This window comes from Paenibacillus sp. S25 (assembly GCF_019454085.1).
In the GTDB taxonomy this organism is placed as follows: domain Bacteria; phylum Bacillota; class Bacilli; order Paenibacillales; family Paenibacillaceae; genus Paenibacillus; species Paenibacillus polymyxa_B.
In genome coordinates this window covers 1,722,185-1,735,531 of record NZ_CP073683.1, presented here as the reverse complement: position 1 = coordinate 1,735,531, position 13,347 = coordinate 1,722,185, and the positions used below count along the sequence as shown (strand labels likewise).

Genomic DNA, 13,347 nt, shown 5'->3' with positions numbered 1-13,347 from the left:
CTCCTACAATAGGAGGGCATCTGTCCTTTCTTATGATCCACCTGTCGTCCTTACTAACGAGGGCGACAGATTTTCTTCCTCAAAACCACGTTCTCGTTGTGAAAGATACGAGGAGGCTTGGAGCCTGAACATTTCTGCATACACTCCGTCTATATCCATTAAGCGTTCATGGCTACCTGCTTCTACAATTCTACCCTCCTCCATTAAAATAATGATATCGGCCATACGTGCAGAGGACAATCTGTGTGAAATAAACACTCCAATTTTCTCATGAATAAGCTGATCAAACTTTTGAAAAACCTCTTTCTCCGCGTGTGGATCCAAAAAAGAGCTCGGTTCATCCAAGACATATATATCGGCATTTCTCATAAAAGCCCTAGCTATTGCAATACGCTGCCATTGTCCTCCAGATAGCTGCTGTCCATCTTCAAACCATTTTCCAAGCAAGCTATTTATTTTATCAGGCAGGCCGACTATCAAATCTGTGATTCCCGCCTTATCTATAGCTGTCCAAATAGCCTCATCATTTTCTCTGGAAGCCACATTACCAAAGCCTATATTATCTCTAACAGCCATCTCATAATGTACAAAATCCTGAAAAACAACGCCTATTTTGGCTCTAAAACTGTCTTTATCCAATTCATGTATAGAGTGTCCATTAATTAAGATTTCTCCCTCAAAATCGGAATACAAATGAGTCATTAACTTCACAATTGTTGATTTACCCGATCCATTTTTCCCTACAATGGCCAGCTTCTCTCCTTGATGAAGCTTGAAGCTAACATTAGAAATGGCATTCTCCTCCGTGTTCGGATATCTAAACGATACATTCCGAAATTCAATACTGTGAATAGCGGACAAAGGCAATTGCTGAACTGATTTTTGTATTTTTGCCTCTTCCGGCATATCCAAAAAGTCAAATAGCTGCTTGATATACAAATTATTTTGACACAAGCTTAAAATCCCTTGTACAATGCTCTGCGATGTTGACTGGGTTAACGTGATACCCTGAATTAAGCTCACCAAGTTCCCCACTAAAATTTGACCAACATAAGTGGCTTGTATGGCCATGAAAATAATAAATGCACACGCACCCTGATTTACAATCTGAAATACAAGAGAAGTATAGGATCTACGAACTGCTAGCACTTTATCCTCGCGATAAAACCCTTCGAGTATCGTTTTGTATCTTTTTCGCAGATAGTCTCCCAATTGAAATATTTTCACTTCTTTAAAACTATTATCTCTTGTCACTAAAAACGACAAATACCAGGATTCACGTTGTCTTCCTGCTCTTTGAAAGTGAACATTAAATTCTCTTTGTCCGATACGTAAAAAAGAATAAAATGATAAGCATGGAATGAGAAAAATGAATAAGAACGCCCACCATCTCCATGCGATGAGAATAGCACCCGTCGAGAATAAGGTTACAACACTGCTAATAATGGCAAGGATTTGAGTAAATATTTCAAACGGCCTAAAATCTGCCTCTCCCTGAGCACGTTGGAGCATATTTTGCACATCTGCATCCTCAAACGACTGCAAAGACATCTTTTGTGCTTTTTCAATAATTCTGATATTTACCTGGTTCGATAGCCGGCTTTGAAACATTTTACGAAAAAAGCTTTCGCCAATATTGATCAGATCGTACAGCAAATTGACACCGATCAAGACGCCAAAAGCTATAAAAACAGGTTGAAAGCTTCCTCCTGACGCTCCGGCCACGACACTGTTGATTAATTCTCTCGTAGTTAAAAGGATCACAGCAGGAATTGCGCCCTTCAATAAATTCGTAATGAGTATAGCAATCAAAAAGGAAGGATGTGTGTCCCAAAGCAGCCTGAATATACGAGGCCAAAATAAAAAGGTACGAAATATATTTTTATAGGACAAAGAGATCAGGTCATTGGTTTGTCCATCAGACTGTGACATAGCTTACCCCTTTCCTATGCAACAGGTTAGCTACTGTATGCTTAGCTAAAGCCATACATTTTATTTCTCGCTCCCTATTTACACCAAGCAGACGATTCAAATGCATATGAATGATACTGCCTAAAATATCATCAGGATGATTGGTAAGTTCGTGATTATTTTTAGCCAGGATTATCGCTTGAGCATACTTCTGAATCATAGTCTGTCTTTTTTCTACAAGCGCTAAGAAAGCAACCTGTGTGTTCGTATCTGCTTGTCCAATCCATTCATAATTCGACTCTACAGCGGTAATCAATGTTTTTTTGACATCCCTGAATGCCTTCATATGAGGCTTGCAATCAATTCTCTCTTCTAGCCATTTCACTTGCTCCTGAATCGTTAAACCAAAACCACTCAGATAATGAATAATGTTCATCACAGCCACAATCTCTATGTCCAGATTGAAAGCATTAGAGCGAATTCCCTTCATATAGGCGATGACCCATTGACTATCCACGTCAAAAACCTGTTCTGCCAGCTCCATAAGTGTCTGTCCTCCATACCTCTCCCATTCAGGATGGTATGTATCTATGACCATATTTGTTATTAGCCCCTCTTCACGTAACTCGGCTGCCCACTGATTTAATTGCGCCAAACCAGCTGTCCATAGCTTATCGGGCTCTCCCTGAAAACGTAAACGGATATGATGTTCAGGATCAACGTATCGCAAAAAGTAAAATTTTTGACTCCAATCCTTAAACCCCGGCTGTTTTAAGAGATGCCCTAGGCTTAAGCCTACCAGGTCAGTCTCTCTTTCCTTGATTCCGTACAATTTAAGGTATAGCCACTCCCCTCCTGGAAATATGCCTCTATGAATGCTGGAAGGAGTATGAGTAATGAAGTTTTGAGAAACAATATGGTTTTGTGAACTAGGGATACTCGGTTTCACCTTTATTTTTTTCTTCTTTAGTGGAAACACAAATTCTCCCATATATCTTCCTGCCGTCCCCTGTACTGGGGTATGGAAGGGATTACCCAAACACTCGGTAAGAAGAAGTTCCTGTCCTTCACGTGTCTTGCTCACCTCATGTAGCAATTCTTTGATATGGAAAAGGTTGCATAGGTCTAATAAAAGGCGATTATCCCCCATCGTTAGGTAAACATAACGCGGTACATTCCATTGTTGTCTCCACACATGGAAAAGTTCTTCTCCTTCTTTGGACTCGCATGATTCTGAAATATTCAATGAAGCTTTGCTCAGTTTCCACTGCGCAGCACTAATAATGATCTTTTTATATACTAGTCTTGGCAAAAAAGGGGATTGCTCTAATGGCCCCCAGTCAAAATAAGACCACGTACCAATCTCTTTATTGGTAATATCCGTTAGAAATCTGAATATATGTGGTGAAAGCTTGTAATTCAGCATGTGTGTTTGCAAGGGGATTATTTCCTTACCCAAACGTCTGGACTTGACATAAAAACGATCATGAGTAGCACCCACCACTAAATCATCAATACAGAGCGTATGGTCCTCATCTTTAGAAGAGGTGGTTCCCGACACAATCTCATATGCCATTAAATTTTTGCTTAATGAGATATTTGATATTTTCCCCTGTTCCGGCATAAAAACCATCTCTGACAATAACGCATCGGGATGAAAGCATCGGTGATGATCATATATTTCAGAGAATTTTTGTACAAACTCCTCACTCAACATATCCAGAAAACGTCCAAAGGTTTTACCCGCTCTATTCGAGCCAGCACTGGCTCCAAGTAAAAGCGAATAGTCTCCAGAATCAACTTTTTCAGGAGAATCAGCAAATATACTGTAATAAATCTCCATTGATTCTGGGGAAGTGTCGTAGTTATCAGAAATCATCAGTTGCTCTAATTGTTCATCTGTAAGGGCGAGTTCTATTTCATGATTAGAAATGGCATCCGAAACCCATTGAAAGAGAACAGCGTTGCGTTTAAAAGCCTCCATGCCCATTGATTTTTTTTCATTTGAACGATACATTTCCGGTATACCCAAACCCCAATCCTCATCAAACAGTTCATGAATAGGAACCTCCTGATACACACCGTACTTTTCCAAGAAACGATTCAAATATTCATCCAATTCGTCCGTTTTGGGGGATGCATACAATTTGCACATGACTTCAGCCCCTAATGAAACCTCATCAAGCACATGTTTCGGCAGCGTTACTTCTTTATCCAATTTAACATCAACTTGTACAGGTGTTTTTACAGAAATGATATCCAGCATTTTGTCACATAATTTCCGGTAGACCTTCTCTCCTTCTCCAATCGTGCACTGATTATATTGAAGTAATAAAGCATCAATTTCGTGTAAAATGTGAATCCAAGGATCGGAAATGTCCAGTTTTTTAATTTTTTCGAATATGTAATGAAAGGGTGAATGATCCATTAACGGAGGTCTAAGCTCGCTCAGAATAAACTCTTGCTCTACTAGTTGCTGCAAATAATCAGCTATGATTTCCAAAGTAGCGTCAGGGAATGCCTTTAATAGTATTTCTTTGAGTTCCATCACCCGAATGGGATGTTCCGCAGCTTCAAACGTCATTCGAACAACGTCAGTAAGCCGAATGGAATTAAAAATTTCTGCCGAATCATCAGCTTCTGCTGCTCCATGCTTAGGTCGGAATGGTAATTTGGCTCGATTCCCTTTGATCATAACCGTTTTGTTTAGGAAGACCTTAAGTTGATTAAATATGGCTGGATCAGCTTCTATTTTTTGAATCAGTTTATATATCCATTCCATGTCGGGTCTGGCTCTCTTCAGATGCTTAGGATAGCTACCAATATCCAGATCGGTAGTCTTCCCGCAAATCCCCTGCCCCACTCCTGAAAATAACCCAAATGGAGTCGTTCGGGTAGTCATCCGAATAAAATAACGATAAAAGCTGTTCAGCGTCTTCTCATACTTTTGTAGCTCTCCTTTATCATCCAAAGCATGACCATCATTCAAGTAATGTAGAAACTGCATTAGGGACGGAGAGGCTAATGATATGGCTTCTTGAACAACAGCTTCTTGGGATATCAACTTTAATCGACGAGTTATTTCCTCCAAAGTAAGCTGGCTGTCCACATCTTGATCCGAAAACACCTGAAAATATTGGTCTAGCGATAGTAATGGAGCTCTGATTAGAAAAAAATCACATGCACTAAACCATCTTTCATCCCGATCTCTCACTTCATTATGTAGTTTATGCGCATCAGTGTAATGCAGTTGTCTCTTCACAACTGACCACCTCCAAGTTTTTAGGAAATATATTCAACTTGTAACCGATTCCATGACATGTTACCAGAATTTTTGGATGACTTGGATCATCTTCTATTTTCTCTCTCAATTTTCGGATGTGCACATACACCGTATTAGACGTAGTAAAAGCATCCACTCCCCAGACTCTGTCTATAATGTGATCAATCGTAGAAGCACACTCTTTTGCAGTAAGAAGATACATTAATAATCGAAATTCCATCATAGTCAGCATATGCTCATGCCCTTGCTTCCAAATAACCTTTCCAGCAGGATCAAAAATGACATTGGGTGATAAACTAATAGCCTGCTGTTCTCTTTCCATTCCATATTTAGATGATGCCATTGAAAACAGTTGTTTGAGGAGATCCAATTGCTGTTGGTCACTATGATAGGAAAGAAAGATAAATGGAACCTTAAATTTTTCTTTAATGCTGTGCCAGTAAGACAAGTCCTCTAGTGTTATATGATCCTGATTCAAAGCTACACCGATACACTGCTCATCAATCTCCGTTATAGCCTGGTAAAGCGAATCATAAAACATGATTTGAATGTTTTCTGGAGTGCTTAAAGTCTCAAAAAAATGCTTGATCTTCCTAAAAGATGATATAACCATAAATTTTTGTTTCATCTAATCCCTCCAAAACCAATGCTTCAGATAAAGCAATAAGGTAGCACCCTTAAGAAATTAGAAACAATTCACTCCATCTCCCTGAATATTTAGGATGTTCTTTCCCAATTCCATAGTCCAGCAAACTTAATGCAATCCCTGTTGCTCCTTGTAGTATTCCTACATTATGAACATGAGTTGTCCCCTCCAAATCCTGGTATCCAAATGGGAGTTCTTCATCGTATAAATTTACTAACTTTAAAGCTATCTGATCGGCAAAGCGTAACGCTGCTATATTATCGGTTAAGCTAGAGAATCTATGGGCCATATGAAGCAAACCAGCCAACCCGTGACAGAAAGTAGGGGATAGCGCGTTTAGTAGCTCATCATCTAAGCAAAATATGGATTCCATAGCTTTTTCCGCTATCTTTTTCCATTCTTCATTACTGCACTCAATTCCTGCTCTGAGTAATGTCCAAGCTATTCCAAAGGTTCCATGACACCAGCCTTCAATTTCTCTCATCCCTACTTTTTTCTCTCTCTTGTTCATTGAAGATGCTTGAGAGTTTACAGGCCAATACCAGCCATATTGATCCTCCTGAATTTGAATAAGCAAAAAATCGGCTATATGTTTTATAGCCTCATGTAGTCCTTCAACTTTGATCTTTTTTTGTAGGGCAGTGACAAGCAGTGCAAGTATTCCGGTGATACCATGCGCCAAACCTAGATCGATTGAAGCCGAATCTTCCCTTGACGATAAATGTATATATTCAGGTATGAAGTGCGTAATGGTGTCTAATAATTGACGAGACAGATCACACATCGTCTTGTCTTCAGCAACCTCCAGAGTGTATCTGCCCACCCCGAGCAGCCCATTAATGATATCCATTTGCCTACTGAACTCTGTAATTGTGCCAATTACAGGTAAATCCCCCCACTTTACTTCAATATACTTATTAAGCTGAGAGATTAGTTTGTTATAATTAGCTCTGTTATTGGAAGCTAATAATATGCCATAAGCTACTCCTGTTGTTCCATAATAAAGAGAAATACGAGGCAATAATAATAGAGAGTTAGCATCTAAGTACCGTAACTGACTATGCACATGCTCTGCCCAATTTTGATCTGGCTCCAGGTAACCCCATTCGGACAACAGCGCAAACACACCCGGAATTCCATCGGCAAGCGAGCCGGGATTCCAAGGGGGATTTCCACGTGAAGGTGAAAGGTTGTTTGTATGATTAACTATCTTTTCTGTATATGATAGGTCTATTAGCTTTTGTGCTATATACTTACTGATTTCAACTGATCTCCCCTTCAAATCTTCAACCATAAATCCTTCCCTCATTTTCATAACTGGAAAAGACACGGTTATAGAAACCGTGCCTTTTTTCCATGTATTTTCGTTATTAACACGTTTTGCAGAAGGTAAGACTAACTTGACAATTCAAAGTACCTGTTGCACATGAAGGAGTACAGATAATACCACTGGCTGGTTGAACCCCTTTTGAAGCAACCTCATCTTTAGCTACTTGCAAGTCCAGATCAAATTGATTTTTCATCTTGTTACCTCCTTTTATTTTTTACATTTTTATTATAAGTTATATAATCTTAACTAGACTTTATATAATTCTTACATTTTTCTTAATTTCAACGAGTACATTTAAGATAAACCTTCATTATTTTTCAGTATTTTTAAGGACAACACACTAGATTTTAGTGACAATATAATGAAGAAAAAAATAATGGAGGCTTTCATATGAAAATTGATAGTTTTGTTATACAACAATCCGACCAAGTTCGTGCAAGAGATATTAGTAAAAAAATTGCTTTACGTCTATGCGAGCCCGAATCCGTCTATGCAGCAGTCCAATCGGAACACAATGTTTCGCCAGAAACAAAGTACCACCCATGGGGAGAAACTTCACTTTCGCATGGTTATCCTGGTAACATTCATTTACTATCGCAATGGCGTGCTACAGACCCTTCGTATGATTGGAATACAGCCATACATTCAAACATGGCTCAGATTCAATCCTCACTCTCTAAAAATGGTCTTCACGATCTCTCTCTTTACAGTGGCTGGGCAGGCATCGCTTCGTCCGTAAGAGAGGCTTCTAATCATGGGAAATACTACAGTAATTTCTTACAGCAAATACATCAATGGATGATGCCTCTTACAGAGCAATGGCTTCAGTCGAACACAGAACAATTAAGCCTTCACGAAGGTATGCCCATGCAAGCCTTTGACACCATTTCGGGAGCTTCAGGGATTGGAAGATATATTTTGATGAACTCAACCGATCCTATCTGTACTCCTCTTGTTGAGCCAATTCTTCAATTTCTTACCGATCTTACACATCCCATACATATTCACAATCGTTATGTCCCAGGGTGGTACTCCCCGCAAAAGTTTCAATTTTTAGACCGGGATAAACGTAACTATCCTCTGGGCAATTTTAATTGTGGAATGGCACACGGTATTCCTGGACCGTTGGCTTTATTATCTGTAGCTTACAGTGCTGGAATTGAAGTAAAAGGCCAATATCAAGCGATTGAAACCATTGCGGAATGGTTGCTTAAGTATAAATATGAAGATGAATATGGTAGCTACTGGCCTCATATTGTTCCATTCGAAGCTGAAACAGGCTCTCTACAGTTTGATTTGGAACGAGCAAGAGAAGCATGGTGTTACGGTACCCCCGGCATTGCCTGTACGCTATTTCTTGCCGGAAAGGCTCTCCATAATGAAGAACTGCAAAAATTGGCTGTGAAAGCTTGTGTCGGTGCAATCTCCCATGAGATAGCTAAGCGGGAAATGGACTCTTCTGCACTCTGTCACGGTCTTGCCGGATTACTTACCATCTCTTGGCGAATGTGGTGTCACAGTAAAGAGCCTGCGTTTTTCCCGCTTATTCAACAGTTAACGAATTGTCTGCTTGATCGCTTTCAAATGGATAGCCCACTTGGATATCTGGACCCCGAGCCAAGGTCAGATGGCTCTTTAACTTGGCTGACAAAAGCGGGCATGCTTGAAGGCGTTGCTGGGATTGCAGCTGCTTTATTAAGTGTTTCTGAGAACAAAGAGATCGGTTGGGATTACATCCTCATGCTATCCTAACTACAACCAGTCTCTATTCACAAACATCTTTCTTCCACCATACAGATAGGCTAAAAACGTAAAAATGACAATCAGTCCGAGACTGTAAGGCTCAACTCTGGGTGCATAAGTCGCTGTTTGCGGCATCATAATATAATAAGGAATCGTAAAAGGAAACCACGCACCTATGGAAGAGTGAAAGCCTGTTATGACAATATTAGGAACCACACAACAAATAGACATTCCCAGAGAAGCTCCAAAATTCCGAATTTTTATCGAGAGCATAAGCTGTAGTGCTGCCAGGGGAAAAATCCCGAGCCACCCTCCCAAACCGGTAGAAAGAACGACAGACCAAGGGATTTCTCCTGGAGCACCTGCTATATTTCCACTTACAAAATAGCCTGCTATAAATATAAGCTGATCCAGACCCAGTATGAGAATGAGCAATATATATTTTGCATAATAAATTTGCTGACGAGGATACGGGCTACTTAATAAAATCTTCCATCCCCCATCCCGATGCTCGTACGCACACAAAAGAGAAGCGATAATTCCACAATAGAGCGGATAAAAAAACATAGAGTGAAATTGCGCTGAATAAGTATATAAAGTTAACCAACTGGGCGAAAAAAACTGTTTCAAATCATTCAGTTCCAGGACTCCCATTAAAGAATTTATGACCGCATCCAATATAATGAGAATCCATACCATGATCCATTGAAGCTTTATTGTCTCCACGCGTAAAATAGAGCCCATGTATCTTCTCCTCTCTATTTGAATTCATGCTTGGTAAACTGTAATGTACCAAGTCCCGTAAAGATGACTCCTGCGCTTAAAGCAACGATCACCCAAATCATGTGTTCCTTCATCAGAGGACTTGATAGTGCAGGGTACGACCAAGGCAATATTTTAATCCACAGAATACTTGTGCGTGCCAAAAACAAGCTTGCAATAGAACCGAATATACCAAACGCTAATGGGAATGCCTGATTAGTGAAAAGCGTAGACAGCCAAAGTTGAATTGCAAGTACTGGTAGGGTAGCCAAGCTTGCATTAATCGGCTGTAACAGCATGATCCGCCAAGGAATGGGTTCGTTTGTATATAACACCCAGATGAGGCTCATACCTGCTACAGTGATCAAGGCGGTACCCAACTGCAGAATCACGATCCATACAATTTTGGATAAATAGATATAACTTCTGGGAACAGGCATGACCATAAGCTGCTTCCATGTTTGAGTATCATGCTCTGTACCAGCCATAATGCTCGCCAAAAGTGTACCGCCAAGCAGCATCACAAACGAAAGGAACATAAACATAACGGCAAAACCAGCATAGACACCTCCTGGTCCTTGCCGAAAGTAAAGATACCATTCCACGGCAGTCATGCCTGTAAGTACACACCCCTGTATAAGAGGAATCCACCAGCATATTTTCTTCAGCTTAAGCCCCTCTGACTTTATAACCCGGAGTATCATAAGCTTCGCTCCTTACCTGTCAGTTCCAGGAATATCTCCTCCAATGTTTTTTTCTTCTCTGTGACCCGATAAATGGGATGATTGTGTTCCACAAGCACCTTGATCATCTCCGAAGATTGTTGCCGATCTACAATAGGAGTCACGACCTCATTTTGTTCAATCGATTCAGCTCCGGCCGTCCACCCATGCTGAATCAGTGCACCGGCAGCCAGAACAGGATCTGGGGTTTCAATGAATAATTGAGGCTTGCTTTTGGCGGTGAGTTCCTTCATCGTTCCCTGGAAGATCATTTCACCCTGATTAATAATTCCTACATAGGTTGCAATCTGCTCAATTTCGCTTAATAAATGGCTCGAAACCAGTACCGTCATTCCGTAAGCACCAGGAAGGCTCATAATTAACTCCCGAATTTCCTGAATACCAGATGGGTCCAAACCATTCGTCGGTTCATCAAGTATCAATAATTTGGGGTTGGCAATAAGCGCCATAGCAATCCCCAGTCTTTGTCGCATCCCCAAGGAATATCCCTTTACCGGACGATACGCATCCTTGGCTAATCTCACTAAATCCAGCACTTCATGAATTCTTCGGGTCGGCAGTCCACGCATGGTTGTAACGATTTCTAAATTTCGATATGCGGATAAATGGGCATAATAGGCAGGTGATTCAACCAAGGAACCAACATCCTTTAATATTTCCATACGCTGATCCTTCAGCTTTTTCCCAAAAATCTCAATTTCTCCGGAGGTGGATTTAATCAGCCCAAGCAGCATACGAATCGTGGTTGTTTTACCCGCCCCATTAGGTCCTAAAAATCCATAAATCTGCTGTCCGGGTACCTGGAGATTTATTCGTTTTACAAATTCCCGTTTTCCAAAACGCCTAGTTAGCTGCTGTGTATGTATTACATATTCAGACATTTCCTGATCTCCTCTCGACTTCTAATGCTGAAGCTTAAGTTACATATAGTTTACTGAAGTAAAGTAAACATCAAGTAAACAGTCCCTAAACAACAGGCAAAAAAAACCGAGCAAACTGCGAAATGTGAGATTAGATGTTAAAAAGTTAGATGTTTAGCGGCAGTGAAATCTCCATCCTAGTACCCGCTTTACTGCCTGAAAGGATATGAAGCGTTCCGTTATGCGCCTCAATAAAGCTTTTGGCAATAGGTATTCCATGCCCTTGGGAATGAGATATCTGCATGTACTCATTGGGATTCATTCCTATTCCGTCATCTTCGATAGAAATATGAAGCTTATCGTTCGTTTTACTTACTTCCATGGAAACGTGTGTACCTGGAGGATTATGAATGATCGCGTTGATCAAAAAATTCTGCAGCGCTCTGCCTAGTAATTTGCTATCGAAGGGCATGATACATGCCGCCTCCATTGACGTAAAAGAAAATTCGTATTGCTCAGCCGAAGGATGGTTAGCGATATCTATGACTGTACTACGGAGAAACTCCACAATGTCCTCCTTCTCCAATTGGATTGGCAATGGACTTTCCTTAAGCTGCATAGAAGCATTCAAATCCTGAATCAACTGCTTCATTTCAGTCACTTTCTCACTGATACTCATACTAAAGCTTCTTCTTTCTTCCTCAGACCAGTCATACTCTTGAGCAGTTAGCATAGCCGCATATCCTTCAATATAAGATAATGGTGTTTTCAGATCATGGCCTACACCTGCTACCCACTGCTGTTTACGTTTCTCTAATTCCACTCTCTCTTCCTCATTGCTGCGCAATTGAGCCGATAAGATGTTCATTTGTTCAAAAACTTCTTTATACAATTGATACGGAGGTTTATAACTATTTTTCTGATTTTTTTTGCCCTCTGGCAGTTCCAGTTCACTTAGCGGCGCTTGGAATTCCCCTGTCGCAATATTTCCAATCCATTTAATTACATACACCAAAGGTTTGCCTATATACCATCCGTAGGCAGCTATGAACACAACACTCTGCACGATACCAAGTCCTGTCCAGAATAGATCAATATTTATATTTTGAGATGCTCCAAATATACTTTTTATAAAAATATATAAGATCGTGCAAATAACAAAACATAGGACATAGGCCAGTACAAAGCATAACGTTACTTTCATAAAGCGAAAGGACATCTTAACCAGAGAGTTCATTCTTGCTCCCCCATCTTGACTGACATCATTTTATAACCAAGCCCTCTTACATTGATTAAAAATTGCGGGTGCTTGGGATCAGGTTCTATTTTTTTCCGCAAACGGGAGATATGAATCACTACGGTCTTCTCATCACCCAAGAAGGCCTCGCTCCATATCGTCTCATAAAGCTGCCGTACACTGAAAATCCGGTTAGGATGCTTGCACAAAAAAACCAGCAGTAGCCATTCACGTGCCGGACAATCGACCTCCTTTCCCTCCACATACAATACACCGGATTCCAGCTCCAGACGAAAATATCCAAAATCTAAAGTGCGTAAGGTCGGTTTCATGGCCACTGTCGAAACTTTCCGATATTTCATTCGAGCTTTCATACGCGCAACGACTTCCAGCGGGTTAAACGGTTTGGTAATATAATCGTCCCCTCCGATACCAAACCCCATTAATTTGTCTAGGTCTGTATCTCTTGCCGTCAAAAAAAGAATAGGGGCATCCGTATATAGACGCATTTGACGACACACCTCAAACCCATCGCTATCAGGCAGCATGACATCAAGTACAATCACATCCATATGAGATTCCATCACGACTTGCAGCGCTTCCCGACCCGTTGCAGCATGCTTGACTTGAAGGAATCCTTCTTTTTTTAACACCGTTGTCAGCATATCCCGCAACCCCTGCTCATCGTCTACTATAAGTACTGCAATTTCTTCCATAACCCAAGGTTCTCCATTCTTTTTTTACATTTTTTACTTTCATTATAAAAGCAAACGGGCAGAATTTAAATCGAGTTCCATCACATATCGTTCATCCCCGTGAATATACTTAATAA

The 13,347-nt window shown here is 40.5% G+C and carries 11 protein-coding genes; 1 reads left to right on the top strand and 10 read right to left on the bottom strand.

Going from position 1 to position 13,347, the window contains the following annotated elements:
* Positions 1-30: 30 nt before the first annotated feature.
* The 5 genes from KAI37_RS07515 to KAI37_RS07495 all read right to left on the bottom strand — a co-directional run bounded on the left by KAI37_RS07515 (position 31) and on the right by KAI37_RS07495 (position 7,363).
* Complete coding sequence (locus KAI37_RS07515) at positions 31-1,764, bottom strand: ABC transporter ATP-binding protein (RefSeq protein WP_258383054.1); 1,734 nt, start codon at positions 1,762-1,764, stop codon at positions 31-33.
* Between the two features lie 154 nt (positions 1,765-1,918).
* Positions 1,919-5,020, bottom strand: coding sequence for a lantibiotic dehydratase (locus KAI37_RS07510; RefSeq protein WP_258383081.1), 3,102 nt, complete (start codon positions 5,018-5,020; stop codon positions 1,919-1,921).
* Positions 5,021-5,147: 127 nt separating this feature from the next.
* A complete protein-coding gene (locus KAI37_RS07505; protein WP_076293730.1) occupies positions 5,148-5,822 on the bottom strand; it encodes a winged helix-turn-helix domain-containing protein in 675 nt (224 codons plus the stop codon).
* Positions 5,823-5,871: 49 nt separating this feature from the next.
* Positions 5,872-7,134, bottom strand: coding sequence for a lanthionine synthetase C family protein (locus KAI37_RS07500; RefSeq protein WP_076293731.1), 1,263 nt, complete (start codon positions 7,132-7,134; stop codon positions 5,872-5,874).
* Between the two features lie 76 nt (positions 7,135-7,210).
* Entirely contained in the window at positions 7,211-7,363 is a 153-nt protein-coding gene (locus tag KAI37_RS07495) for an FDLD family class I lanthipeptide (RefSeq protein WP_071640090.1), read from the bottom strand.
* A gap of 197 nt (positions 7,364-7,560) precedes the next feature.
* Between KAI37_RS07495 and KAI37_RS07490 the strand changes: the two genes are divergently transcribed.
* The gene (locus tag KAI37_RS07490) at positions 7,561-8,922 is read left to right on the top strand and encodes a lanthionine synthetase C family protein (RefSeq protein WP_220030995.1); all 1,362 of its coding nucleotides are present in this window, start codon (positions 7,561-7,563) and stop codon (positions 8,920-8,922) included.
* Here KAI37_RS07490 and KAI37_RS07485 read toward each other — a convergent pair whose 3' ends face one another.
* From KAI37_RS07485 to KAI37_RS07465, 5 genes are all read right to left on the bottom strand, one after another.
* Positions 8,923-9,657, bottom strand: a complete 735-nt coding sequence (locus KAI37_RS07485) for an ABC transporter permease (protein WP_025723954.1) — start codon at positions 9,655-9,657, stop codon at positions 8,923-8,925.
* 14 nt (positions 9,658-9,671) lie between these two features.
* On the bottom strand, positions 9,672-10,379 hold the full coding sequence (locus KAI37_RS07480; RefSeq protein WP_025723953.1) for an ABC transporter permease: 708 nt from the start codon (positions 10,377-10,379) through the stop codon (positions 9,672-9,674).
* Positions 10,376-11,299: an ABC transporter ATP-binding protein gene (locus tag KAI37_RS07475; RefSeq protein WP_029516536.1), complete on the bottom strand. Its 924-nt coding sequence runs from the start codon at positions 11,297-11,299 to the stop codon at positions 10,376-10,378. The genes KAI37_RS07480 and KAI37_RS07475 overlap by 4 nt, the downstream gene beginning before the upstream one ends.
* 145 nt (positions 11,300-11,444) lie before the next feature.
* Positions 11,445-12,515 (bottom strand): sensor histidine kinase, encoded by a 1,071-nt coding sequence (locus KAI37_RS07470; protein ID WP_220030994.1) that lies wholly within the window; start codon positions 12,513-12,515, stop codon positions 11,445-11,447.
* Positions 12,512-13,231 (bottom strand): response regulator transcription factor, encoded by a 720-nt coding sequence (locus KAI37_RS07465; RefSeq protein WP_071640087.1) that lies wholly within the window; start codon positions 13,229-13,231, stop codon positions 12,512-12,514. Before KAI37_RS07465 ends, KAI37_RS07470 begins: the two co-directional genes overlap by 4 nt.
* Between the last annotated feature and the right edge of the window lie 116 nt (positions 13,232-13,347).